This window comes from Acidovorax radicis, assembly GCF_020510705.1.
Lineage (GTDB): Bacteria > Pseudomonadota > Gammaproteobacteria > Burkholderiales > Burkholderiaceae_C > Acidovorax > Acidovorax radicis_A.
Window position 1 is genome coordinate 831,135 of the sequence record NZ_CP075184.1, and the last position, 23,604, is coordinate 854,738.

Genomic DNA, 23,604 nt, shown 5'->3' on the forward strand with positions numbered 1-23,604 from the left:
CGGTGGGGGCCTGGCCCTTGCCGCCACCTTCTTTTTTTCAGGTGGTGATGCCCAGCAACGCGCGCGCCACGGCCTCACCCACCTTGATACCGTCCACACCGGCCGACAGAATGCCGCCCGCATAGCTGGCACCTTCGCCAGCCGGGTACAGGCCCGCTGTGTTCAGGCTTTGCAGGTTGTCGCCGCGCCCAATCTTGAGTGGCGAGGAGGTGCGGGTCTCCACGCCGGTCAGCACCGCGTCGGGCATGTCAAACCCCTTGATCTTGCGGCCAAACGCTGGCAGCGCCTCGCGCAGCGCCTCAATGGCATAGCCGGGCAGGGCGGCGTGCAGGTCGCCCAGCGCCACGCCGGGTTTGTAGGAGGGCTCGACCGCGCCCAGTTGGGTGGACGGCTTGCCCACGATGAAGTCGCCCACCAGTTGCCCCGGCGCGCTGTAGTCGCCGCCGCCCAGCACAAAGGCGTTGGATTCAAGCTGGCGCTGCAGCACAAGGCCCGCGAGCGGGTGAAACTGCCCGGCGGGCAGCGTCTCGGCACCATAGGTGCTGCCCAGCTGCGCTTCAAATGCAGCCGCATCGGTGGGGTAGTCGCTGGGGTCAATGCCCACCACCATGCCCGCGTTGGCATTGCGTTCGTTGCGCGAATACTGGCTCATGCCGTTGGTCACCACGCGCCCTGGCTCGCTGGTGGCAGCCACCACGGTGCCGCCGGGGCACATGCAAAAGCTGTAGACCGCGCGGCCATTGGCGGCGTGGTGCACCAGCTTGTAGTCGGCCGCGCCCAAGAGCGGGTGGCCCGCGTGCCGGCCCCAGCGGGCGCGGTCGATGACGCTTTGCGGGTGTTCGATGCGAAAGCCGATGGAAAACGGCTTGGCCTCCATGGCCACGCCGCGCTCGTAGAGCATGGCAAAGGTGTCGCGCGAGCTGTGGCCCAGGGCCATCACGACGTGGTCGGCGCGCAGCTCAGTGGTTTCGCCGGTGGCCTGGTTCAGCACCTTGAGGCCGCGCAGATGGCGCGCATCGCCAGTGCCTTCAATGATCACGTCCGTCACGCGCTGTTCAAAGCGGATCTCGCCACCCAGTGCGATGATCTGCTCGCGCAGGTTCTCCACCACCTTCACCAGCTTGAAGGTGCCGATGTGCGGGTGCGCCACGTACAAGATTTCTTCAGGCGCGCCAGCCTTCACGAACTCGTTCATCACCTTGCGGCCCAGGTGGCGCGGGTCTTTGATCTGGCTGTAGAGCTTGCCGTCGCTGAAGGTGCCTGCGCCGCCTTCGCCAAACTGCACGTTGCTTTCGGCATGCAGCTCGCGCTTGCGCCACAGGCCCCAGGTGTCCTTGGTGCGCTCGCGCACGGGCTTGCCGCGCTCCAGCACGATGGGCTTGAAGCCCATTTGCGCCAGCACCAGCGCCGCAAAAATGCCGCAGGGCCCAAAGCCCACCACCACGGGGCGCAGGGGCAGGTTGGCGGGCGCCTGGCCCACGGGGTGCCAGGCCATGTCGGGTGTGGGCTGGATGTGCGGGTTGCCCGCAAACTGCGCCAGCACAGCGGCCTCGCGCGCAGGCTGGGCCAGCGTGAGGTCCACGATGTACACCGCCAGCAGGTCGGCCTTGCGCGCATCGAAGCTGCGCTTGAAAACATGCAGGTGGGCGATATCGGCATCTGCCAGGCCCAGAGTTTTGGCGGCAGCGGCGCGCAGCGGCGCCTCGGGGGCTTCGGCCACGGTAAAGGGCAGCCGGATTTCAGAGAGTCGGATCATGGTCTTGCGGGCCCGTGTCGATCGGGCGGATGCAAAGTCGTGGGGCTGCGATTTTACCGGGCCAGCGTCGCGCAGTGCTGCAGGCGCCTGGGGCCCCAGGGTGGATCCGTGTGAGCTGCAAAAATGATAGCTTCTTGCGCTTGATGGATAAGCGCTGGAGGCTATTTTTATTAGAATTTTTGGGAGCTAGGCTGCGGTGCGCGCGCGTGGTGGGGCGGCTACGCGGGCAACGACTGCGCAGTCGCTGCGTGCGGTGGCCGTTGGCGCCACCACAGTTCGGTGGCACCAAAAGCCACTGCGGCCAGCACCAGCGGCGCAAAGAAATACAGCGTGCGGTAGGCCAGGATGGCAGCCAGCGCCTGTGGTGCGGGCAGATAGGCTGACAACACCGCCACGCCCACGGCCTCCAGCACGCCCAGGCCCGCAGGGATGCGGGAGATGAGACCCGCAATGGCACCCAGCAGCACAGTGGCCAGTGCGGCCGCGTAAGGGGCCTGTTGCCGGGTCAGCACCCAGATGGCGCCTCCCATCAGCATCCAGTTGGTGGTGGACAGGGCCACCTGCAGCAGGCCCACGCGCCAATCCGGCATGGGAAAGGTGTGGCCGCGCAGCGTGAGTGGTTGCCCCTTGCGCCACACGCACAGCGCCACATAAAGCACCGTGACACCCGCCAGCGCGGCACCGATCCAGCTCAATTGCAGGCTGCTGATCTGCCACCCGGCGGGCAACTGCGGCGTCCACGCCCAGAACACGGCCCCCGCCAGCACAAAATAGCCGAGCCAGTTGGTGATGATGGACAGACCGACAATCTGGCCGATCTGCCCTACGCCGACACCCTGGCGCGAATACAGCCGGTAGCGCGCCGACACCCCACCGATGATCGAGCCCAGGTTCAGCGTGAACGGGTAGGCAATGAGGGTGATGCCCACGGCGCGTGCCACCGTCAGGCCGTGCCGCGTGTAGTGGCGCCCGACCAGATCGAACGTGCTGTAGAGCAGGTGGCTGGACCAGGCGAGCGCGCCTGCTGCGAGCAGCACGGTGGCCGGGAGTGCCAGAAACGCCCGCCACACGGTCCCCCAGTCCACCTTGCTGGCCTGGCGGAACAGCAAAAAACCCACGAACACAATGAATGCACCGCTCAATGCCGTGGCCAGCCAGGGCCACCAGCGTTGCTGGTGCAGCCGGCCCCAAAGCCCGGCGTTGGCTGCGGCACCACCTTTGCCGTCGTGCCCAAAGGCATCGATGGGCGCATCCGCATCCCTGTGGGCATCAGCACCTGCGTCCAGGCTGCGCCGATGGTGCAGGCGTCCATCTTCGACCTGGGGCACGGTGCGAGGGGCGGGGGGATGCAGAGAAACGGGCATAGGCGGCGACGGTGCGGGGGAATGCGCAAGGGTACGAGGATGCAGCCTGCGTCAGGCCGCCGCGCCCGGTTGGGCGGGCGGCACGTTGGGTACGCCCACCTCTTGCGGGCTGGCCAGCGCGATGACAGGCTGGTGCCGCGGAAGCCAGCCCGCCCAGGTGGGAAACCAGCGCATCAGGTGAAACACCGCGTAGCTGCGCAGCAGGCGCAGCCCGTCCCAGCGGCTGGGTGCGGTGGCCTCAACCTGTTTGCAGCTGTTGTCCATCAGGTGCGACAGGCGGCGGTGAAGCCGGGCGTTGAACGCGTTGTCCTGGATGATCACGTTCGCCTCCAGGTTGAGCGACAGGCTCAGCGGGTCGAGATTGCTGGAGCCCACGGTGGCCCACTCATCGTCCACCAGGGCGACCTTGCCATGCAGGGGCCGGTCGCAGTATTCATAAATGCGCACACCGGCGCGCAGCAGGTGGTCATACAGCAGGCTGGCGGCGGCTTTCACGATCGGCATGTCCGGCTGGCCCTGCAAAATCAGGCGCACGTCCACACCACGGCGCGCGGCACGCCGCATCTCGCGGATGAAGCGGTAGCCCGGGAAGAAATACGCATTGGCAATCACAACGCGGTGGCGCGCGGTGCGCAAGGCCACGCGGTAGTGGTGCTCGATGTCATTGGTGTGGTGGTGGTTGTCGCGCGTCACGAACATCGCGCGGGCCGTGCCGGCGTGCGGGCGCCCCGTGATGCTGGCGCTGGGCTGGTGTTTGCGGCCGGCATCGTCCAGCACCGCTTCGCGGGTGAAGTGGTGCATCTGCGCCACGATGGGGCCGCGCACCTGCACCGAATAGTCTTGCTTGGCTTCGGGCCCGAAGTCCGCCACATGGTCGGCTGAATAGTTGATGCCGCCAATGAAACCCAGCTGCCCGTCCACCACCACGATCTTGCGGTGCATGCGGCGCAGCACGTTCAGGCGTTGCCCCATGAAGCTGCGCCCCGGGTCAAAAATGCGAAAGCGCACCCCTGCCTCGGTCAGGCTGCCCACATAGCGGTCCGACAAGTCGGGCGAGCCAAAACCGTCCACCAGCACATGCACCTGCACGCCGCGTTGCGCGGCGCCCAGCAGGGCGGCGTGCAAGGCCTGGCCGATCTTGTCCTCAAACAGGATGAAGGTCTCCAGCATCACCTCGCGGCGGGCTTGCGCGATGGCCTCGAACACGCGCGGAAAGAACTCCTCACCGTTCTCCAGCAGCTCGAAGTGATTGCCAGGCACCCAGCGGCGCGGGTGTTGATTTTTATGAAGGCGGGTCATAACAGAATCTCCGCGGCCAGGGGGGCGTGGTCCGACAGCTTGTCCCAGGGCTTTTTGGGCAGTGCCAGGGGCGAGTACACGGCGGCGTTGCGCACGTAGATGCGGTCGAGCGCGAGCAAGGGCATGTTGGCCGGAAAGGTGCGCACGGCGCGCCCGAAGGCGTTGACAAAAACCTCCTCCAACCCTGCGCCTTCGCGCAGTACCGCGTGGGCACGGTGGCGCCAGTCGTTGAAGTCGCCGGCCAGCACCACGGGTTCGTTGGCGGGAAAGCTGCGCACAAGCTTGCAAACGCGCAGCAACTGTTGTTGGCGGTGTGCCTCTTGCAACCCCAGGTGAACACAGATGGCATGCACCGGCAGGTGGTGGCCTGGCGGCTTCAGCACGCAATGGAGCATGCCGCGACGCTCCGGGCCCGAGATGGAGATGTCGTGGTTTTCGTAGTGAACGATAGGGAACTTGGACAGCAGCGCATTGCCGTGATCGCCGTTGTCATACACGGCGTTGCGGCCGTAGGCGTATTGCGACCAGATCGTGTCGGCCAAAAACTCGTAGTGCGGCACTTGCGGAAAGTTCGACAGGCGGGTGGCGTGTCGATGGTGCGTGCCCTGCACCTCCTGCAGGAACACCAGGTCTGCGGCAACATCGCGCACGGCTTCGCGCAACTCATGCAGCATGAAACGCCGGTTGAAGGTGGTGAAGCCCTTGTGCACGTTCACGGTCAGAACCTTGAACGCGATGGGCTGTGGGGGGTTTGGGGCCATGGCAACAATCGTGGTGAACTGGCCCCGCCAGGCCCCCCGACGCGACGATGGCCGGGGCTGACGGGATGTGTAACGATTGTTCCGGCCCGTGTGCGCTGCCGCTGTAGGACGGGTGGCCGTTGGTCTGTGCTGTGGCGGCGAAATGAAAGGCCTCCTGCTCACCGTTGTGCTGGCCGTTCCTCACCGGCCCTGTCTGCAACAGGCGTGTGAGATCGGCGTGTGAGATCGGCGTATGGGGTGGGCGCGCACAACGGCAAAGCCGCTGGCGGCGTCCGCCTTCCGCCTGCGCCGGGCCCCGCGTGACGCGGCCCGGCGCAGGCGTTAAGCCGGCAGAAAACCGTCGACCGACAGGTAGCGTTCGCCCGTGTCGTAGTTGAAGCCCAGCACCTTGGCGCCAGCGGGCAGCTCGGGCAGTTTTTGTGCGATGGCCGCGAGCGTGGCCCCCGAGGAGATGCCGACCAGCATGCCTTCTTCGCGGGCGCTGCGGCGGGCGTATTCGCGCGCAGGCTCTGCATCCACCTGGATCACGCCGTCGAGCAGGCTGGTGTCGAGGTTCTTGGGGATGAACCCGGCGCCCAGGCCCTGAATCGGGTGGGGCCCGGGCTGGCCGCCCGAGATCACGGGCGAGAGCGAAGGCTCTACCGCAAACACCTTGAGTTGCGGGAATCGGGCCTTGAGCACGCGCGCCACCCCGGTGATGTGCCCGCCCGTGCCCACGCCGGTGATGAGGGCATCGAGGCCATCGGGAAAGTCGGCCAGGATCTCTTGGGCCGTGGTGCGCATATGCACATCGATATTGGCCGGGTTGTCGAACTGCTGGGGAATCCACGAGCCCGGCGTTTGCGCCTGCAGCTCTTCGGCGCGGGCAATGGCGCCTTTCATGCCTTTTTCCTTGGGCGTCAGATCAAAGCTGGCGCCGTAGGCCAGCATCAGGCGGCGGCGCTCAATGCTCATGCTGTCGGGCATCACCAAAACGAGCTTGTAGCCCTTGACCGCCGCCACCAGCGCCAGGCCAATGCCGGTGTTGCCCGAGGTGGGCTCGATGATGGTGCCGCCAGGCTTCAGCGCGCCCGACTTTTCGGCGTCTTCGACCATGGCCAGCGCAATGCGGTCCTTGATCGAGCCTCCGGGGTTGCTGCGCTCGGACTTGATCCACACATTGGCGCCCTCGCCAAACAGGCGGTTGATGCGCACGTGGGGCGTGTTGCCGATGGTTTGCAGAATGTTGTTGGCTTTCATGGCGTCTCCTGTGAGGTGCAAAGAGGGGATGTGATGCGCATTCTGAACCAGTTGTTCTGCAGCAATGGCCATATGGATATGCCCGGTGGGCAACCCCTTACCGCGCTGGCACCTGTTCCCGGGCCATCAAGGCTTGCGCCCGGTCATCAGGAACAGCGGATAGGTCCGCCCATTGCTTTGCTGCACGTGCAGGATGTCGCTGAACGCGATGTCCACAAAACCGGCTTGCTCGGCCAGCGCCTGCAAGTGGTCTGGCACAAAGCCCAGGTGCTGCACGCCCTTGGCGGCGTTGTCGCCATGAAAGCTGCCGTCCTCTTGGTACAGGTCCACCAGCGCAATGCGACCGCCGTGGTGCAGTGCGGCCGCAAATGCGCGCAGCAGCGCTGCGGTGTCCGCCACATGGTGCAGGGCCATGCAGCTGACGACGGCATGGTAGTACCCGGGCAGGCCGTCAAAGATGTCGCCATGGTGCGTGGTGATGTTGGCCAAACCCTTTTCATCCAGCACCTGCAGCATGGCGGCCGACATGTCGAGCGCCGTCACCTGCGCCACTTTGGGCGCAATGGCGGTAGACAGCAGACCCGTGCCCGCGCCGAAATCGAGGACATGGTCGTTGGCCTGCAAAGGCAGCTGCGCCAGCAGGCGCTCGGGCACAACAACCAGTTGCTGCGACATGGGGCGCTGGTCCCAATCGCGGGCGGCGGTGTCGAAATGGGTGGTGGTGGGTGTGGTCATGGTGTTGTCCTGAGGAAAACGGGGGCTCGAAGGCTTCGGGTCGGCGATAATCTACCCCGTGAAGCACGCCAGACCGCCGCTGGTGCAATCTGGGAAACCAGGCACTGGAGGAACGTCCGGACTGCACAGGACAGCGTAGCAGCTAACGGCTGCCCACCGTGAGGTGAGGATCAGAGCAACAGAGACGAGTCCCGGGGGAGTGCCGCAAGGCAGACCACTGGGGGTGAAACGGGCAATCTCTACGCGCAGCAATACCAAGTAGGCCAACGTTGATGTGGTTCCGCAGAGTTGGCGGGTAGGTAGCACCGAGCCGTGGTGGCGACACCCGGCCCAGATTAATGGCGGTCACACTGCGGGCCTTCGCAAGAGGGTCAGTGGTGCACAGAATCCGGCTTATCGGCGTGCTTCACACTTTTGAATGAAATAGGGCTCTAGCGCTTATGGAGTAAGCGCTAGCAGCTATTGTTTTTGATATTCTCGCCGCAGACTGCGAACCGTGCGCAATGTTCAGCGCGACGCGCAGTGCGGCGACTGCCCCTGCTCCAGCGCAGTGGCTCGCGCAATGGTCTCGGGGTGGCTGCTCAGCAGGGACCAGACAGGGTGCGCTTCCATTTCGGCGCGGGCCTTTCCCTTGTTTTTTTCATGGCTCTGGTCCTGGGCGTTGTCTTTACCGACCGACGCGGGGCCGCTGCCCGGTGTGCTGCTGGCCTGCGCAGGGTTGGCGCTAGCCGCCTCTTTGCGTTCGCCTTCTTTCGTTTCCTTGGTTTCTTTCTCTTCGTCGTGCGCAATCGCCAGCAGCAGCTTGCCCATGGGGGCGGTCGGCAGCGCGGCGTGGCGCATGAGGTCGATGGCGTAGCAGTCGGCCTCGCGTTCGTGGCTGCGGCTATAGGCCAGGCCCGTGAGCACCGATGCGCCGGTCGATACGATGCCCGACACATCCCCCAGCGCCAGGCCCAGGCCCATGTTGAGCACGCCTTGCTCCACCACCATGCGGGTGGTGTGGCGGTACACGACGTGGCCCATTTCGTGGGCCAGCACGCCCACCAGTGCATCGTCGGGCAGGCCCTTTTCGGCCGCGGCCTTGACGATGCCATCGGTCATCACGATCTTGCCGCCGGGCAGGGCGAAGGCATTGGCACCCATGCCTGCACGAAACTCCAGCGACAGCGGGGGGCGGTATTGCGGGTAGCGGTGCAGCGTGGCGGGTGTCTGCTGCACCAGGGCATCAAAGCGGGCCTTGAGCGCGGCCTGCCGTTCGCGGGTCAGCTTGCTGGGCTTGAGGGTGCCGTCATCCATCTGCTTGAGCGCGTTGTCGGCCACGCTGGTTTCCCACGCCAGTGGCACAAACCGCGTCAGCTGCGTGGCGGCCCACGGTGTGCCATAGCGGTAAAACAGCGTGAGCCCCACCACGGCGGCCAGGGCCACGCCGAGCAGCAGGGGCCAGCGGGTCTGCATGCGCTGGGCGATGCCCGGGCGGTTGCCGGCGGCGGCGAGGGCGGCGCGCCATTCGGCCACGGCGTCGATCTCCAGGCTGCCCTGGTCGCGCAGGTCCACCACCACACGCTGGGGCGGACGGCGCTCGTTCCACGCTTCGGGCCAGCCGACCTGGTCATGGGTGAGCGTGGTGGGGGATGCACCGGCTTGCGACAGCGGGTGCAGCACCAGCGACGGGCCTCGTGGCGCAGGTTGCAGGCCCACCATCACCGGCTGGGCCTTGCTGCTCAGGCCGTTGAACCAGCGCCCGGGAAGCAAGGGGATATCCCCCTGAGCCGCTGCGCGGCTTCCCCCTTCTCTCGCTTCGCGGGAAGGGGGACGACGCCCGTGGCCTGGCAGAGCCCGTTCCACGGCGTCCGCTGGCGAAGGCGGGCCGCCGGTCTGTGGGGATGGCGTGTGTGTCATCCGATCAGGTCGAGGCCAGCAGCATCCGCCAGGGCATCGCCCAGGCCCCCTTGCTGCTGGCGCACCATGACGCCTGCCACCTGCTCCACGCCGCCCTTGACGTGCAGCGTGACGGATTCCACCTTCATGCGGTATTCGCTGACCCGCGCAAACGGGCGATACAGGCCCAGGGTGACCAGGGTGAGCAGCATGTTCTTGATGCGCAGCCACACGTAGCGGCCGCTGGGCAAGTGGCATTTGAAGCGCGCCAGATGGCTCACGCCAATGTTGTTCCACATCAGCTGGAACATGCGGGCCTCGCGGTAGGCGCGGGCGGGTGCCGACGCCAGGAACATCAGAAAAACACCGCCGACGAACGCGGCGATGAGGATGACTACCATCCACAGCCCCAAGCTTTTGCTGGAGGCAACGGCCATCGCGATGGAGCTGCCCGCCAGGACGAAAACCAGTGCCCAGACGGCCACCACCGTCGCGACAAACACCGCCACGGTGGCCAGCCACACCTTCACGAAATCCATGTACACCGGCTTCCAGCGGCCCCGTTCGGCGCCCACCTGCGCGCGCAGCACCAGCAGGCTTTTGTAGTTGTATTCGAGGCGAATGACACACAACACCGTGAGCACCAGGCCCAGCACCAGCAGGCCCGCCATGGCGGCCGTGAAGGTGGGCATACGCGGCTTGCGGACTTCTTCCTCAGCGGCCTGCAGCGCATTGGCCACCTCGGGCGACAACATCTGCATGCCAAAAAACACGCCAAACCACACCAGGGCCAGTGCAAACACCGGCCAGCTGGCCAGATAGACCTCTTTCCAGCCCGCAGTGAACTGCAGGCGCAGGCCGCGCCAGCGCGTGGCACCCAGCCGAAACCGCATGGCGCTGGCCCAGATGAAGGGGGCCAGCACGGCGCCGCCTAGCAAGAAAAGCCCCACCGCCGTGTCTTGCCCGGTGCGGACTGCGATGTTGTAGGCCAGCGTGATGAGCACCAGCAGTACAAACCCCATCACCATGCGGCGCTGCTGCGCGGTGAATTCGAGCGGGCTGCCCGCCACCAGCGTGTGGCTGTAGAAATACTGCGCCGTGCGCCGCCGCGCCCAGGGCGTGTAAAAGCCCAGCGTGACGATGCTGAGCAGCACGTTGACGATCCAGACACGGAAATATTCGCCCCCGCTGCCGGTGAATTCGAGCGGGTAGGCGTCGATGGTTTGCGGCATGAAGGTGGACATGGGCCCCTCCAGGCGATTGGACTGTTGTTGGTTCATGAACTCCCTCCAGAGTGCTGCGCAGTGTAGCAGCGGGGAAGTCCCCCATTTTTTTAATCAAATAGGGCTCTAGCGCTTATGTATCAATCGCTGATAGCTATGCATTAAGGAGCGTGCATGCGCTGCGAAGGGCGCTGAACGAAACGTCTGGGGAGGCGTTTCTCGCGCCTCAATCTCGTTTTTTCATGCGCACATTCCTATGCGGATTCGCCGGGTTACGCAACCAGCAGAAACTGCCAGCGGCGGCATTATTGAGCAGTCGACAACGCTGCGCTGATTGACGGGGTGACGGATATAAAAACACAATGATTTTCGCCGTGGTGCTGCGGCAAGATGCCGCGCCACCTTCCCGATTACTTCGAAAGAATGTGATCGAGGTGCTTGATTGCCTCGGTGAGATCGGCCACGCTTTTTGCCCCTCCTCCAGGGGCGCCTTCATGGTCGGCTTTCGCTCTCTTTGACAACGCCACGTTGAGGAAGTGCCGATACGTGTTTGCATCGAAGGCTTCAATAGGAACCTGAACTTGGTCGCTCATTTCGCACTCATTGACAGCTGTCACAAAAACGATGCTTTTGAGTTCTTCCTTGGTGATGTCATTCATGGTCATGTCTCCTGCCTTCTTGTGTTGTTGATCTTGTGCTCCGACAGCCGATGTTAGCGGCCAGCTGTGGGGGGGAGAGAACTTGGCCCTGGGCCGCTGTCCCGTCAAAGATCAACGGGCGCCTCCGCGGCGATCTCATGAGATGAGAAACGGAACACGAGAGTGATGTCAGCCTGTGCGAAGGGCACGCTGCCGATCGCGTATATATCGGTTTTAGGGTGGCCCAGGCAGCCGCTCAACATCCTCTCAGAACTTCTCCCACGGCTGCAGATAGCGCCACTGCCCCTCGGGCACCTTGGCCAGCGGCACGCGGCCGATGCGGATGCGTTTGATGGCCACTACCTGCAGGCCCACGGCGTCGCACATGGCAGGGATCTGGCCCGGGCGGATGCCCTTGAGCGCAAAACGCAGCTTGGTCTCGCTTTGCCAGCTTACCTTGATGGGCGGCAGCGGGCGGCCGTTGAACGTGAGGCCGTGGCACAGGCGCTGCAGGCCATTCGGCGCGATGTCGCCCTTGACCTCGACGGTGCACTCCTGCTCCAGCGACTCGATGTCTTCGGCCAGCTTGCGCGCGATGCGCTTGTCTTGCGTGTAGACCACCAGGCCGCTGGCCTCGGTGGGCAGCGGCGTGAAGCATTCGAGCTGCTTGAAGTGGCGCTGCAGCACGCGGATGCCCGAGGCGTCTTCGGCCAGGTGGGACGCGGCATTGAGCAGCGTGAGCGCCTGTTGCGCGCCCTGGCTGCGGCTGGCGTGGGCCGCTTGCCCTGTGGGTGCGCTGGGCAGGCCCAGGCCGGCTTCAAACCCCACCGGCTTGTGCAGCAGCAGCGTCACCGGTGTCAGCTCCAGCAGGCTGGCGTCTTGTGCCACGGTCACGGCCTGGTCGGGGCGCACGCGGGTGCCGGGGGCTTCTTCCACCTGGCCGTCCACGCTCACAAAGCCGCCTTCGATGAATTGCTCGGCCGTGCTGCGCGAGCAGCTCAGTTGGTCGGCCACGCGTTTGGCCAGGCGGATGTGGGTGGGGTCAGGGTTCTTGTCGGTCATTGAATGAATGCGGTTGGGTGTTCTTGTTGTTCAGTTATTGCCAGGTTGTAGAGAGCGGATGCGCTCTACATGCGCCAGCAGCGAGCGCTGCGCCACGGGCCACATGCGCGGCGGCACGTCGTCATACGCGTGCTGCACCCACTCTTGAATGCTGCCCTGGGGCAGTGCCTGCATGGCGGCCAGCACCTTGGCCTCGCGCGCCAGGCGGTGGGCCTTGAGCTTGGCGATGGCGCCGCGCGCCCCGTTGACCGGGCCTCCCAGCACATAGCCATGCGCGGGCAGGATGAACTCCACGCCGTGTTCAGCGCACACGGCATCGAGCCGGTCGAGCGAGTCGAGGTAGTCGGCCATGTTGCCGTCGGGCGGGTCGATCACGGTGGTGCTGCCGTTCAGGATGTGGTCGCCACTGAACAGCAGGGCGTCTTCCACCAGCAAGAGGCACAGGTGGTTGGCCGCATGGCCGGGGGTGTGGATGACCTGCAGGGTGTGGGTGATTTTGCCCTCTGGCGCTTGTCCAGCAAGCGCAAGCGGCTCATTATTTTGTAGCGGCCGGTCGGGCGTGAACTGGCTGGCGGCGCGGGCCGTGGGGGCCGATGGCAGGCCCAGGATGGGCGGCCTGGGTTTGCCCGCCTGCACGCACATCGCCTGCAGTGGCGCGGCGCCTGGCGAGTGGTCGGGGTGCGAATGGGTGCACACGATCATGCGGATGTCGCCCCCGGCGGCGCGCCAGAGCTTGTCCAGGTGCTCGGCATCGGCCGGGCCCGGGTCGATGGCGATGAAGCCCGTGGACGGGCCGCCCACCAGGTAGCTGTTGGTGCCGGGGCCGGTCATCACACCGGGGTTGGGCGCGGTGAGGCGCTGCAGGTTGCGCAGCAGGGGCACGGGGCGTTCGGTCTGCCAGTCCAGCGGGTGCACGATCTGCCCGTCGGGGCACACCAGCGCCAGTTCGCCAAAGGGCGTTTCATCTTCCATGTAGCGCGCTTCCTTGCCCGCCAGGAGGCCTGCGCGCGGGCAGCTCACCCACAGCGGCTGCTCGTGCGCCACCGCGTCCAGCACCGCCTGGGTGCTGGCGAATTTTGCCAGGCGCTGCAGCGTGCGGATGGTGGGGAAGATCATGAAGAACTGCCCGGCGTCGTGCCGCGCCAGCGCATCGGCAGGTCGCACCCACACGGGCTCGAACTGTTCGGATTCATCGGCCACGGGCTCCTGGCCCTCGGGCATGCGGGCCACGAGGAACGGCACCTCAAAGCGGCGCGCCAGGTCGCGGTCGGCCGTCCAGTGGGCCAGCAGGTACACGCTGTCGGCCGCCAGGCGCAGGCCGCGCGCCTGGCACTGCGCGGCAAACGGCTGGTGGCGGTCGATGGCGGCGATGTCCGCCGCGTTCGCCATGCGGCCGTCTGCATGGCGGGCCAGCAGGATGCCCAGCTCCTCGAAGCTCTCGCGGATGGCGGCGATGGCCTGGGTGAGGTGCAGGTCGCTTTGCGCGGGGCGGCGGTCGGCGGTGGCGTGTGTGGCGGGCGCGGCATCGAGCGCATCGATGCCGCCGCCGGGGAACACATAGGCGCCGGGCGCAAAGCTGGCCTTGTCCGAGCGCCGGGTCATCAAGACTTCGAGCCCGCCGCCCAAGCCTGCTGGTGTGCCTGCCGCATCGCGCAGCAGCAGCACGGTGGCGGCGGGGCGGGTGGCTACGGGTTCGCGGTGGGGGTGCAGTTGTTGGGTGATGCGGGGCATCGGCCCATTATCGAGGAGCTGCAAGGCGCGGTGCTTGCCAATATGGGCAAGCACCGTTCTCAGAACGGGTTCACGGTCTCAGTCCCAGGCAGGTGCCAGGCCTTCGGGGTTGACCAGGCGCTCGCCACGGTCCAGCGCCGCGATTTGTGCCAGGTCGGTGTCTGACAGCCGCAGTTGCCGGGCCTTCAGGTTGCTGGCCAGGTGGTCCCGCTGGGTGGACGACGGAATCACGGCGTAACCCAGTTGCAGGGCCCAGGCCAGCGCCACCTGCGCGGGCGTGGCACCGTGGGCCTGGGCGATGGCTTGCACAACCGGGTCAGCCAGCACCTTGCCATAAGCCAGCGTCATGTACGACGTGGTGTGAATGCCCTGGCTGCGCGCGAACTCCGCCACGGCGTGGTTTTGCAAGTAGGGGTGCAGCTCAATCTGGTGCGTGGCGATGGCCCCCGCCCCCACGGCGGCAATGGCTTCGCGCAGCAGGGCGATGTTGAAGTTTGACACGCCGATCTGCCGCGTCAGGCCCAGGGCTCGGGCCTCGGCCAGCGCGCCCATGAACTCGGCCACGGGCACCGCGCCGCCGGGTGAGGGCCAGTGGATCAGTGTGAGGTCAACATGGTCTGTGCGCAGTTTTGTCAGGCTGTCTTTGAGGCTGGGGATGAGCTTGTCACCTGCCAGGTGCTCGGTCCAGACCTTGGTGGTGATGAACAGTTCACCGCGCGGCACGCCGCTGTCAGCAATGGCCTGGCCGACGGCGGCTTCGTTGCCATAGATCTGCGCCGTATCGATGGCGCGGTACCCCAGGTCGAGGGCGTTGCGCACGGAGTCGATGGCGACCTGGTCCTTGAGGCGAAAGGTGCCGACGCCGAAGGCGGGGAGGAGGGGAGAAGAAGGGGTGGAAGAAGTCATGGCGGTTCCAGCAACGAAAAGAAAGAAGGAGAGGTGTGGGGGAGGGCTCAGTGCCCCACGGGCACCGGGCCCGCTGAGCGCACGGGGATGCCGCTGCGCCGGTCGAGCACGCCGCTCCACTGCGTGAGGGCCAGCGACACCAGCACCACCAGGGCGCCGATCCAGGGCGTGTGTTGCAGGCCCAGGTGCGTCACGATCAGGCCACCGGCCCAGGCGGCGCCCGCAATGCCCACATTGAAGGCGGCGATGTTCAGGCCCGAGGCCACGTCCACCGCCTGCGGCGTGAAGCGCTCGGCCTGCTTGACCACATACACCTGCAGCCCCGGCACATTGCCAAACGCCACGGCGCCCCACAGCAGCACGGTGCCTACCGCCAGCCAGGGGTAGGGCGCGGTGAACTGCAGCAACAACAACACAGCAGCCAGCAGCGCAAAGATGATGCGCAGCGCCGGGATGGGCCCCAGCCGGTCGGCCAGCCGGCCGCCCCAGAGGTTGCCCACGGCCACCGACACGCCGTACACCAGCATCACCCAGCCCACCGCGCCTGCGCTGAAGCCTGAGATGTCGGTGAGGATGGACGCGAGAAAAGTGAATGGGATGAACGTGCCGCCGTAGCCGATGGCTGTCTTGGCATACACCAGCAGCAGGCGCGGTTCGGCCAGCACCTTCGCCTGCTGCAGCAGCGAGGCGGGCGGTGTGTGGGCGATGTGGCGCGGCACAAAGATGGCGCTGCCGATCAAGGCCACCACGCCCAGGGCCGACACGGCCAGAAAGGTCTCGCGCCAGCCAAAGTGCTGGCCGATGAAGGTGCCCAGCGGCACGCCGGTGACCAGGGCCACGGTGAGGCCGGTGAACATGATCGCAATGGCGCTGGCGGCCTTCTCGCGCGGCACCAGGCCGGTGGCGATGGTCGAGCCGATGGAGAAGAACACACCGTGCGCCAGGCCGGTGAGGATGCGCGCGGCCACCAGCGTCTCGTAGCTGGGCGCCTGCCAGGCCAGCAGGTTGCCCACCGTGAACAGCGCCATCAGCGACAGCAGCAGCGCCTTGCGCGGCAGCTTGCCGGTGAGGGCCGTGAGCACCGGCGCGCCGATGGCGACACCCAGCGCATACAGGCTGACCAGCAGGCCCGCCGAGGGGATGGTGATGGACAGATCCGCCGCCACGGTGGGCAGCAGGCCAACGATCACGAACTCGGTCGTGCCGATGGCAAAAGCGCTGAGCGTCAGCGCGAGCAAGGCAATGGGCATGGAAACACTCCTGTGAACATGGGACGGAGTGTGGGCGCTTCAGTCTTGCAGAAAAAGACGGTTGTAATCCATTGATAATTGATTTGAAATCAACAATGAGAACGCCGGGGCATTGATGAAAACCACGCTGGAAGAGTTGCAGGCCTTTGTGGCCGTGGTGGATGGCGGCTCCATCACGGCGGCGGCTGACGCGCTGGGCCAGACGGTCTCGGGCGTCAGCCGGGCACTGGCGCGGCTGGAAACAAAGCTCGACACCACACTGCTGCGCCGCACCACGCGCCGCACCGAGTTGACGGAAGAGGGGTACGCCTTCCTGCAGCGCACGCGCGCCATCCTCGCGTCCATCGACGACGCCGAAGAGCACATGGCCGCGCGCCGCCAGCAGCCCGCAGGCCGCCTGCGTGTGAACGCGGCCACGCCCTTCATGCTGCATGCGGTGGTGCCGCTGGTGCCCGCGTTTCGCAAGGCCTACCCGCAGATCACGCTGGAGCTGGACACCGACGAACTCAACATCGACCTGCTGGAGCGCCGCACCGACGTGGCCATCCGCATCGGCCATCTGCGCGACTCCACCCTGCATGCACGGCCGCTGTGCACCAGCCGCATCCGCGTGCTGGCCAGCCCCGCGTACCTGGAGGCCCAGGGCAAGCCCCGGGCCGTGCAGGACCTGGCGCGGCACACGCTGCTGGGCTTCACACAGCCCGAGTCGCTCAACCGCTGGCCGCTGCGCGGCACCCATGGGGATGAATGGCCGGTGGCGCCGCAGATCACGGCATCGAGCGGCGAAACCCTGCGCCAGCTGGCGCTGCAGGGCGTGGGCATGGTGTGCCTGTCAGACTTCATGACCACCGCCGACCGCGCGCGGGGTGACCTGGTGCAGGTGCTGGCCAAAGACACGGTGGACGTGCGCCAGCCCATCAGCGCGGTGTATTACCGCAACACGCAGCTGGCGGCGCGCATTGCCTGTTTTCTGGATTTTTTGCAGCAGCGCATGGGTTGAGCGGCCTTGTTGCGCTGCGGCCCCTCAGCGCATGGCGCGCAGCTGTTGCAGGCGCAGCAGTGTGGCGTCGATCACCGTGTTGGCGCTCTCCAGCCCACAAGTCCACAAAATTTCCAGCAATTCGATCAGCGCGATGGCGCTGTTCTCTTTCAGCGCGGCGTTGGCGGCTGCCTGGGGGTTGCACACCTCCAACTGATCAAGCACTTCGACGGTCAATCCCATGGGGCACCCCTCCTTTTGTGAAGCGCCATGGTAGGTGCCGGTGCGCCGCATGCCCATCGGCCTGCCTGATCGACATCAAAGGCAGGCAAAAAAGTGGGCCCTACGCGCCGCCGCTATGCCGCTCTGCCGCTTTACGAACCGCTGCGCCCCGAGGGAGCCGGCTTTTGTCTTGGGGCGGCCGGGCGACAAAACCGCTGGTCAGCCCCGTGCCGGAATGGCCAGACCCTTGGCCACGGCAGGGCGTGCCACGAAGGCCGCCAGCACGCGCTGCACTTCGGGGAAGGCATCAAAGCCCACAAGATCGCGCGCCTCGTAAAACCCCACCAGGTTGCGCACCCAGGGCCAGATGGCGATGTCGGCAATGGTGTAGGTGTCGCCCATCACCCACTGGCGGCCCTGCACGCGCTGGTTCAGCACACCCAGCAGGCGCCGCGATTCGGCCACGTAGCGGTCGCGCGGGCGCTTGTCCTCAAAGTCCTTGCCCGCAAACTTGTGAAAGAACCCGAGCTGGCCAAACATGGGCCCCACGCCGCCCATCTGCCACATCAGCCACTGGATGGTTTCGAAGCGCGCGGCGGCATCCGGGGGGATCAGCTGGCCGGTCTTGTCGGCCAGGTACAGCAGGATGGCGCCGGATTCGAACAGCGCCAGCGGCTGGCCGCCCGGGCCGTTGGGGTCGAGGATGGCGGGGATCTTGTTGTTGGGGTTGAGCGACAGGAATTCGGGCGAGGTCTGGTCGTTGGTGTCAAAGCTCACCAGGTGCGGCTCGTAGGGTAGGCCCAGTTCTTCGAGCGCGATCGACACCTTCACGCCGTTGGGCGTGGGCAGCGAATACAGCTGCAGGCGATCGGGGTGCTGGGCGGGCCATTTGTGGGTGATGGGGAACGCGGAGAGATCGGGCATGGAAGAGTCCTTGCTGGTGGCGGCCACAGCGGCGCCAAAAGAGCGCAAGCCTAATAGGGCGGTGAAACCGGCGCAGTCTGAGGTTATTGGGGCACCACCGACGATAATCTGGCGGATGCAGATTCGCTTTACCAAAATGCAAGGCGCGGGCAACGATTTCGTGGTGCTCGACGAAACCCAGGGCCGTCTGGGGCTGAGCACGGCCCAATACCGTTTCCTGGCAGACCGACACTTCGGTGTCGGGGCCGACCAGATCCTCACCGTGCGGCCCTCGCCGGGTGAGGGCATCGATTTTGAATACGTGATCCACAACGCCGATGGCGGCGAGGTGGAGCAGTGTGGCAACGGCGCGCGCTGCTTTGCGCGATTTGTGCACGACCGGAGCCTGTCGCGCAAGGACACCCTCCGCGTACAGACCAAAAGCGGCGTGATTGCGCCCCGCCTCACGGGTGACGGCCGTGTCACGGTGGACATGGGCCGCCCCGAGTTTGACCCGGCCAAGGTGCCGTTTGATACCGCCGGTCTCACACCCGTACAGCAGGGTTTGGGGCAAAAGTGGCCCCTGGCGCTTGATAAGCAAGCGGGAGTAGCTCCTGTTTTGGTAGTGGTTGCTTCCATGGGCAACCCCCACGCCGTGCAACTGGTGGACGATGTGGACACGGCTGCGGTCGCGCAGACGGGTCCGCTGATCGAGCGCCATGTGCGTTTTCCGCAGCGCGTGAACGCGGGCTATCTGCAGATCGTGGACCGCACCCATGTGCGGCTGCGCGTGTTTGAGCGCGGCGCGGGCGAAACCCTGGCCTGTGGCACAGGCGCCTGCGCGGCCGTGGCGTCGGGCATCCGCCTGGGCTTGCTGGACACCGAGGTTCAGGTGGACACGCGCGGCGGCCGCCTCACCATTGCCTGGAGTGGTGCCGACACCGATTCTGTTTTCATGACTGGCCCCGCCACCACGGTGTTTGAAGGCCAGATCGACATTCCTGACAACCTCTTATGACCTCCCACATCCCTCCGATCACCGAAGAAGACATCGCCCAGTTCCTGACCCACACGCCAGGTTTCTTTGAGCGCCATGCCGAGGTGCTGGCCAGCGTGCAGATCACCAGCCCGCATGGGGCGCGCGCCGTGAGCCTGCAAGAGCGCCAGGCCGAGATGCTGCGCGAGAAGATCAAGGGGCTGGAGCAGCGCGTCATGGAAATGGTGCGCAACAGCACCGACAACGCAGCGATTGCCCAGAAGGTGCACCAGTGGACGAGCGCGCTGCTGCTGGTGCGCGACCCGTTCGACCTGCCCCAGGCCGTGATCGATGGCGTGCGCACCCTGTTCGACGTGCCCCAGGCTGCGGTGCGTGTGTGGGAGGTGGCCGCTCCGTACATCGACGCCGACTTTACCCAGGGGGCCAGCGAGGATGCGCGCGCGTTCGCTTCGTCGCTGACCATGCCGTTCTGCGGCCCCAACCTGGGCTTCGAGCCCGCAGGCTGGCTGGCCAGCGAGGCGGGCGAACCCGCCCAGTCGCTGGCCCTGCTGCCACTGCGCGAAGGCGCCATCGACAGCGCCACGCCCGCATTTGGCCTCTTGGTGCTGGGCTCGCAAGACCCACAGCGTTTTGATGCCACGATGGGCACCGATTTTCTGTCGCGCATGGCAGAACTCGCCAGTGCCGCACTGCTGCGGCTGAAGTAGCCCGCGAGCCAGCACCAGCACCAACACGGCGGCGGATCGGCCACGGCAAATGTCTGAAACGCCCACCACGCTCGACCCGCACGTCCTGCGCTACCTGGAGCATGTGCGCGTCGAAAAGCGGCTGGCGGCGCGCACGCTCACGCTCTACACCCTGGACCTTGAAAAGCTCGCGCAGTTTGCGGACGGCGTGCATGTGCCGCTGCTGCAACTGCAGACCGCGCACATCCGCCGTTTCGTGGCGCAGATGCACAGCGGCGGGCGCAGCGGACGGGGCATTGCGCTCATCCTCTCGGGCTGGCGCGGTTTTTTCACCTGGGCCGGGCGGCAAGGGCTGATTCCCCACAACCCGGTGCAGGATGTGCGCGCTCCCAAAGCGCCCAAGCCCTTGCCCAAGGCGCTGGGCGTGGACGACGCCGTGCGCCTGGCCGAGTTTGACAATACGGGCGCCGACCCGTGGCTGGAGGCACGCGATGCGGCCATGGTCGAGCTGCTGTATGGCTGTGGCCTGCGGGTGGGTGAGCTGGCCGGGCTGGATGCCGTTCCCAGTGCCGACACCCAGCGCCTGGGCCGGGGCTGGGTGGATCTGGACGCCGGCGAGGCCCACGTTTTTGGTAAAGGCAGCAAACGGCGCAGCGTGCCGGTGGGCCGCGCTGCCACCCAGGCGCTGCAAACGTGGCTCGCGCTGCGCGCGACGCCTTTCGGCGGGGAGGGCTCCGCACGGCTGGATGCGGCGCTGTTCGTGGGCCAGCGCGGCGCCCGGCTCACGGCGCAGTCGATCTGGCTGCGCCTGCGCCAGCGCAGCCAGCAGGCGGGGCTGACCACGCCCGTGCACCCGCACATGCTGCGCCACTCGTTTGCCAGCCACCTGCTGCAAAGCAGTGGCGACCTGCGCGCGGTGCAGGAGTTGCTGGGCCACGCCAACATCACCACCACGCAGGTGTACACACGGCTCGATTTTCAGCACCTGGCCAAGGTGTATGACGCGGCGCATCCGCGTGCGCGGAAGAAGCCGGATTGACCCCACGCGCGCCTGCCGCTGTTTGTTGGGGGGGCACTTGGGGCCGCCCCGCGCGATGGAAAAAACGAAAGGCGGCCAGATGCCCGTCAAGGTGTCGTGGCGGGCGGGTGTGCGGCGATAAAGGCCTTCACGGTTGCCAGATCGAGCGGCCGGGCAAAGTAAAAACCCTGGCCCATCACGCAACCCAGCGTCTGCAGTAGCTGCGCTTGTTCGACCGTCTCGATGCCTTCTGCGGTGGTCTCCATGTGCAGGCCCTGGGCCAGCGTGATCACCGACTGCACGATGGCCTCCGATTCGGGGCTGCTCTCCATGGGGGCGATGAACGAGCGGTCGATCTTGAGCCGGTCGAACGGAAAACTGCGCAGATAAGCCAATGACGAATAGCCGGTGCCGAAATCATCCAGCGCAATGCGCACCCCGGCCTGGCGCAGCCGGTGCAGCGTGGCCATCACGTCGTCGGTGTCCTGCAAAAACACCGACTCGGTGATCTCCAGCTCCAGGCGTTTGGGGGGCAGGCCGCAGCGCTCGGTCACCTGCAAGATTTTGTCGGCCAGCTGGGCGTCGTCGAACTGGCACACCGACAGGTTGACCGAGACCACCAGGTCGGCTGGCAGCTGGTGCGCGGCCATGCAGGCGGTCTCCAGCACCCACAACCCGATGTCCCGAATCAACCCAGCCTCTTCGGCCACGGGGATGAACTCTGCGGGCGACACGTTGCCAAAGCGTTCACTGGTCCAGCGCAGCAGGGCCTCGACCCCCGCGATGCGGCCCGAGTCGAGCAGCCACTGCGGTTGGTACACCAGGTGCAACTGGCCCTGAGCCAGGGCGCTGCGCAACCCGTCTTCGAGCGCAATGCGTCGTTGGGCGCGCTGGTCCATCTCTGCCGAGAAGAACTGGGCGTGACCCCGCCCGCGCACCTTGGCCTCGTACAGCGCCAGGTCGGCGTGGTGCAGCAGGGCGTCCACATGGTTGCCGTCGCGTGGCAAAAAAGCGATGCCGATGCTGAGCTGGGGCGTGATGGAGACGCCTGCCAGATCGCAGGGCTGCTCAATGGTGCGCAGCAAGCGGTCGCAAAACACTTGCACCTCCTCGCGGGTGCTGGCGCCGTCGAGCACGATGGCGAACTCGTCGCCCCCCAGCCGGGCCACCAGGTCGCGGCCACGAATGACCTGCGCCATGCGCTGGGCCACGGCTTTGAGCAGCAGGTCGCCGTTGCCATGGCCGTATGCGTCGTTGACGCGTTTGAAGTTGTCCATGTCCAGGCACAGCAGCGCCGCAGCCCCTGCGCCCGCATCTTCCCGCGCACATTGCTGCTGCAGCCGGAGCTGAAAGTGGCGGCGATTGGCCAGCCCGGTCAGCACGTCGAAATGTGCCAGCCGGTGCCTCTCGTCTTCGGCGTGTTTCTTTTGCGTGATGTCGACACCCACGCCGCGCCAGTCCGGCAGCGTGTGGCCTAGCCGCACCACGGGTTTGGCTGTGAGCGCCCACCAACGCAGGCGGCCGTCGATGACGACCAGCACCAGCAGGTCGCGAAACGGTTGTGTGCCCTGCAGCGCCGTCTGCAGCGTTTGCAGATAGGGGGCAGGGTCTACGCCGTCGAGCACGGTGCCCGCGTGGGTACGGGCAAGCAGTGCCACCAGGCCAAGCTCAGGGTCGGTTTGACGGTCGTAGCGCAGGGCTTTGTCGAGCCGGGTCGAGGAATGCAGCAGGGCGCCGGTGTTGGACACTTCCCACAGGAAGTCGCTGGTGTTTTCTTCAAAGTCACGCAGCAGCAGGCCCACGATCTGCTCCTGGTGTGCGGCCTGCGCCTCGGCGGTCAGCCGCGAGCCATAGGAGCGGGCCACGACACGCACGGATGCAATCACTATCAGCGCATAGGCCATGAGCAGACAGAGGAGGGTCAGCATGCCCGGCTGGCTGGCCGCCTGTGCCAGCCCGATGGCCGACCCCAGGCCCAGCAGCAGCACGTAGCTGATGGCGGCCTCGGGCACGGTGACCAGCGCAAAACCGCCCGCGCAGGTCATCCCGCAGCTGATGGCCAGGATCACCATCTGGCGCTGTGGGGCAACCGATGCGAGCAGCACCGCAGGGATGGTTCCCCACAGCGCGCCCAGCATACCCGCGTGGCGTGCTGCCCGGCGGATGGCTTTGGTCGATGCCATTCGCCGGGGGGCACTGCCCCGCGCGCGCATCCATGCCCGCGTGCCCTGTGCGGCCACAAAGATCAGCGCCAGCATCCAGAGCCAGAGCCAGAGCCAGAGCCAGGGGGCGTGCGCCGCCAATTGGTAGACGAGGATGGCGCCGTTGAAGATTTTCACCGCCATTGCCAGCGGCGTCAGGCGCAGTACGGCCTGCAGTTGCTGGGCACGAAAAGTGGCGGCCAGTGGCTCGTCAGCTTCGTAGGGCGCCAGCCACTTTTGCAGGCGCGTGGATTGGAGCCTCGGGTTGCGATGTGCTGCTATGCGGTCTTGTGAATGAGGGCTCGGCCGTCGCACCGGTCAGATCGCTCGGTGCGTCGTCATGCATCCAGAGGCGTGCAAATACAAAAAATTACTTTTAATCATTGTGCACGGTTTGGGGTGCGACCGTGAGCCGCCAGCCACGCCAGCCAGGTCGGCCACCACACCACAACGCCCCGTGCACGCCACTGCTGCGCCGCCACCCCTGGATTTTTGAATCAGCCATCGCCAAAGGCTGCGGCGACGGTAGCGACGGTGGCGACAGCGGTGAGACGGTGCGGGGGGACTCGCATGACGGCCCGTTTCTGGGCGGGGCTGCGTTCAGCCCGGCATCGGGCATCTGCGCGTGGGCCTGGCGTTGTGGCGAGGTGCAGCACAGCGATGCTTCGTTTTTTATAGCTGCTTGCGCTCATGCTGTAAGCGCCAGAGGCCAATTTGGCCTTAATAGCTATTTGCCTTGATACCACGCCACCCGTT

20 protein-coding genes, 1 other RNA gene and 1 pseudogene are annotated in these 23,604 nt (G+C 66.0%); 6 read left to right on the forward strand and 16 right to left on the reverse strand.

Annotated features, from left to right (window positions below; all coding sequences use genetic code 11):
- Nucleotides 1-37: 37 nt before the first annotated feature.
- The 6 genes from KI609_RS03730 to KI609_RS03755 form a co-directional block, all read right to left on the reverse strand.
- Nucleotides 38-1,756 (reverse strand): NAD(P)/FAD-dependent oxidoreductase, encoded by a 1,719-nt coding sequence (locus tag KI609_RS03730; protein WP_226447245.1) that lies wholly within the window; start codon nt 1,754-1,756, stop codon nt 38-40.
- A gap of 218 nt (nt 1,757-1,974) precedes the next feature.
- The gene (locus tag KI609_RS03735; protein WP_226447247.1) at nt 1,975-3,120 is read right to left on the reverse strand and encodes a lysylphosphatidylglycerol synthase transmembrane domain-containing protein; all 1,146 of its coding nucleotides are present in this window, start codon (nt 3,118-3,120) and stop codon (nt 1,975-1,977) included.
- Nucleotides 3,121-3,171: 51 nt separating this feature from the next.
- Nucleotides 3,172-4,419, reverse strand: coding sequence for a cardiolipin synthase ClsB (clsB, locus tag KI609_RS03740; protein ID WP_226447249.1), 1,248 nt, complete (start codon nt 4,417-4,419; stop codon nt 3,172-3,174).
- Nucleotides 4,416-5,180 carry an endonuclease/exonuclease/phosphatase family protein gene (locus KI609_RS03745; RefSeq protein ID WP_226447251.1) on the reverse strand — a complete coding sequence of 255 codons (765 nt, stop codon included), beginning with the start codon at nt 5,178-5,180 and terminating at the stop codon, nt 4,416-4,418. The genes clsB and KI609_RS03745 overlap by 4 nt, the downstream gene beginning before the upstream one ends.
- 321 nt (nt 5,181-5,501) lie before the next feature.
- Entirely contained in the window at nt 5,502-6,419 is a 918-nt protein-coding gene (cysK, locus tag KI609_RS03750; RefSeq protein ID WP_226447253.1) for a cysteine synthase A, read from the reverse strand.
- Between the two features lie 126 nt (nt 6,420-6,545).
- Nucleotides 6,546-7,154, reverse strand: coding sequence for a class I SAM-dependent methyltransferase (locus tag KI609_RS03755; RefSeq protein WP_226447255.1), 609 nt, complete (start codon nt 7,152-7,154; stop codon nt 6,546-6,548).
- Between the two features lie 60 nt (nt 7,155-7,214).
- Here KI609_RS03755 and rnpB point away from each other — a divergent pair.
- Nucleotides 7,215-7,566: RNase P RNA component class A (gene rnpB, locus KI609_RS03760), an RNA gene on the forward strand.
- A gap of 95 nt (nt 7,567-7,661) precedes the next feature.
- Here rnpB and KI609_RS03765 read toward each other — a convergent pair.
- From KI609_RS03765 to KI609_RS03795, 7 genes are all read right to left on the reverse strand, one after another.
- Nucleotides 7,662-8,855 carry a M48 family metallopeptidase gene (locus tag KI609_RS03765; RefSeq protein ID WP_226450170.1) on the reverse strand — a complete coding sequence of 398 codons (1,194 nt, stop codon included), beginning with the start codon at nt 8,853-8,855 and terminating at the stop codon, nt 7,662-7,664.
- Between the two features lie 194 nt (nt 8,856-9,049).
- Nucleotides 9,050-10,276, reverse strand: coding sequence for a YjgN family protein (locus KI609_RS03770; RefSeq protein ID WP_413463415.1), 1,227 nt, complete (start codon nt 10,274-10,276; stop codon nt 9,050-9,052).
- Nucleotides 10,277-10,665: 389 nt separating this feature from the next.
- On the reverse strand, nt 10,666-10,914 hold the full coding sequence (locus KI609_RS03775) for a hypothetical protein (protein WP_226447259.1): 249 nt from the start codon (nt 10,912-10,914) through the stop codon (nt 10,666-10,668).
- Nucleotides 10,915-11,160: 246 nt separating this feature from the next.
- Nucleotides 11,161-11,955: an rRNA pseudouridine synthase gene (locus tag KI609_RS03780; RefSeq protein ID WP_226447261.1), complete on the reverse strand. Its 795-nt coding sequence runs from the start codon at nt 11,953-11,955 to the stop codon at nt 11,161-11,163.
- 30 nt (nt 11,956-11,985) lie between these two features.
- Complete coding sequence (locus tag KI609_RS03785) at nt 11,986-13,686, reverse strand: MBL fold metallo-hydrolase (RefSeq protein ID WP_226447263.1); 1,701 nt, start codon at nt 13,684-13,686, stop codon at nt 11,986-11,988.
- 78 nt (nt 13,687-13,764) lie between these two features.
- Nucleotides 13,765-14,592: a 2,5-didehydrogluconate reductase DkgB gene (gene dkgB / locus KI609_RS03790; protein WP_226447266.1), complete on the reverse strand. Its 828-nt coding sequence runs from the start codon at nt 14,590-14,592 to the stop codon at nt 13,765-13,767.
- A gap of 47 nt (nt 14,593-14,639) precedes the next feature.
- On the reverse strand, nt 14,640-15,842 hold the full coding sequence (locus KI609_RS03795) for an MFS transporter (RefSeq protein WP_226447268.1): 1,203 nt from the start codon (nt 15,840-15,842) through the stop codon (nt 14,640-14,642).
- Nucleotides 15,843-15,957: 115 nt separating this feature from the next.
- On the opposite strand from KI609_RS03795, the gene KI609_RS03800 reads away from it, so the two are divergent.
- Nucleotides 15,958-16,842, forward strand: a complete 885-nt coding sequence (locus KI609_RS03800; RefSeq protein ID WP_226447270.1) for a LysR family transcriptional regulator — start codon at nt 15,958-15,960, stop codon at nt 16,840-16,842.
- A gap of 24 nt (nt 16,843-16,866) precedes the next feature.
- On the opposite strand, the gene KI609_RS03805 is transcribed toward KI609_RS03800, so the two are convergent.
- Together KI609_RS03805 and KI609_RS03810 are read right to left on the reverse strand one after the other, a co-directional pair.
- Entirely contained in the window at nt 16,867-17,064 is a 198-nt protein-coding gene (locus KI609_RS03805) for a hypothetical protein (RefSeq protein ID WP_226447272.1), read from the reverse strand.
- A gap of 198 nt (nt 17,065-17,262) precedes the next feature.
- Nucleotides 17,263-17,967: a glutathione S-transferase N-terminal domain-containing protein gene (locus KI609_RS03810; protein WP_226447274.1), complete on the reverse strand. Its 705-nt coding sequence runs from the start codon at nt 17,965-17,967 to the stop codon at nt 17,263-17,265.
- 115 nt (nt 17,968-18,082) lie between these two features.
- Between KI609_RS03810 and dapF the strand changes: the two genes are divergently transcribed.
- The 3 genes from dapF to KI609_RS03825 are packed head-to-tail and all read left to right on the forward strand — an operon-like array spanning nt 18,083 to nt 20,668.
- Nucleotides 18,083-18,964, forward strand: coding sequence for a diaminopimelate epimerase (gene dapF, locus KI609_RS03815; RefSeq protein WP_226447276.1), 882 nt, complete (start codon nt 18,083-18,085; stop codon nt 18,962-18,964).
- Nucleotides 18,961-19,650, forward strand: a complete 690-nt coding sequence (locus KI609_RS03820) for a DUF484 family protein (RefSeq protein ID WP_226447278.1) — start codon at nt 18,961-18,963, stop codon at nt 19,648-19,650. The genes dapF and KI609_RS03820 overlap by 4 nt, the downstream gene beginning before the upstream one ends.
- Before the next feature lie 49 nt (nt 19,651-19,699).
- A complete protein-coding gene (locus KI609_RS03825; RefSeq protein ID WP_226447280.1) occupies nt 19,700-20,668 on the forward strand; it encodes a tyrosine recombinase XerC in 969 nt (322 codons plus the stop codon).
- Nucleotides 20,669-20,754: 86 nt separating this feature from the next.
- Here KI609_RS03825 and KI609_RS03830 read toward each other — a convergent pair whose 3' ends face one another.
- Nucleotides 20,755-23,163: a putative bifunctional diguanylate cyclase/phosphodiesterase gene (locus KI609_RS03830; protein WP_226447282.1), complete on the reverse strand. Its 2,409-nt coding sequence runs from the start codon at nt 23,161-23,163 to the stop codon at nt 20,755-20,757.
- 152 nt (nt 23,164-23,315) lie between these two features.
- Here KI609_RS03830 and KI609_RS03835 point away from each other — a divergent pair.
- Nucleotides 23,316-23,576: pseudogene (locus tag KI609_RS03835) on the forward strand (23S rRNA (cytosine(1962)-C(5))-methyltransferase RlmI); the annotation flags it as partial.
- Nucleotides 23,577-23,604 lie beyond the last annotated feature (28 nt).

Bases quoted from the DNA above. Each gene is read 5' to 3' on its own strand.
- KI609_RS03730 (WP_226447245.1), bottom strand. From the start codon at position 1,756: ATGATCCGACTCTCTGAAATCCGGCTGCCCTTTACCGTGGCCGAAGCC.
- KI609_RS03735 (WP_226447247.1), bottom strand. From the start codon at position 3,120: ATGCCCGTTTCTCTGCATCCCCCCGCCCCTCGCACCGTGCCCCAGGTC.
- clsB (WP_226447249.1), bottom strand. From the start codon at position 4,419: ATGACCCGCCTTCATAAAAATCAACACCCGCGCCGCTGGGTGCCTGGC.
- KI609_RS03745 (WP_226447251.1), bottom strand. From the start codon at position 5,180: ATGGCCCCAAACCCCCCACAGCCCATCGCGTTCAAGGTTCTGACCGTG.
- cysK (WP_226447253.1), bottom strand. From the start codon at position 6,419: ATGAAAGCCAACAACATTCTGCAAACCATCGGCAACACGCCCCACGTG.
- KI609_RS03755 (WP_226447255.1), bottom strand. From the start codon at position 7,154: ATGACCACACCCACCACCACCCATTTCGACACCGCCGCCCGCGATTGG.
- KI609_RS03765 (WP_226450170.1), bottom strand. From the start codon at position 8,855: ATGGTGGGCCTGCAACCTGCGCCACGAGGCCCGTCGCTGGTGCTGCAC.
- KI609_RS03770 (WP_413463415.1), bottom strand. From the start codon at position 10,276: ATGTCCACCTTCATGCCGCAAACCATCGACGCCTACCCGCTCGAATTC.
- KI609_RS03775 (WP_226447259.1), bottom strand. From the start codon at position 10,914: ATGAATGACATCACCAAGGAAGAACTCAAAAGCATCGTTTTTGTGACA.
- KI609_RS03780 (WP_226447261.1), bottom strand. From the start codon at position 11,955: ATGACCGACAAGAACCCTGACCCCACCCACATCCGCCTGGCCAAACGC.
- KI609_RS03785 (WP_226447263.1), bottom strand. From the start codon at position 13,686: ATGCCCCGCATCACCCAACAACTGCACCCCCACCGCGAACCCGTAGCC.
- dkgB (WP_226447266.1), bottom strand. From the start codon at position 14,592: ATGACTTCTTCCACCCCTTCTTCTCCCCTCCTCCCCGCCTTCGGCGTC.
- KI609_RS03795 (WP_226447268.1), bottom strand. From the start codon at position 15,842: ATGCCCATTGCCTTGCTCGCGCTGACGCTCAGCGCTTTTGCCATCGGC.
- KI609_RS03800 (WP_226447270.1), top strand. From the start codon at position 15,958: ATGAAAACCACGCTGGAAGAGTTGCAGGCCTTTGTGGCCGTGGTGGAT.
- KI609_RS03805 (WP_226447272.1), bottom strand. From the start codon at position 17,064: ATGGGATTGACCGTCGAAGTGCTTGATCAGTTGGAGGTGTGCAACCCC.
- KI609_RS03810 (WP_226447274.1), bottom strand. From the start codon at position 17,967: ATGCCCGATCTCTCCGCGTTCCCCATCACCCACAAATGGCCCGCCCAG.
- dapF (WP_226447276.1), top strand. From the start codon at position 18,083: ATGCAGATTCGCTTTACCAAAATGCAAGGCGCGGGCAACGATTTCGTG.
- KI609_RS03820 (WP_226447278.1), top strand. From the start codon at position 18,961: ATGACCTCCCACATCCCTCCGATCACCGAAGAAGACATCGCCCAGTTC.
- KI609_RS03825 (WP_226447280.1), top strand. From the start codon at position 19,700: ATGTCTGAAACGCCCACCACGCTCGACCCGCACGTCCTGCGCTACCTG.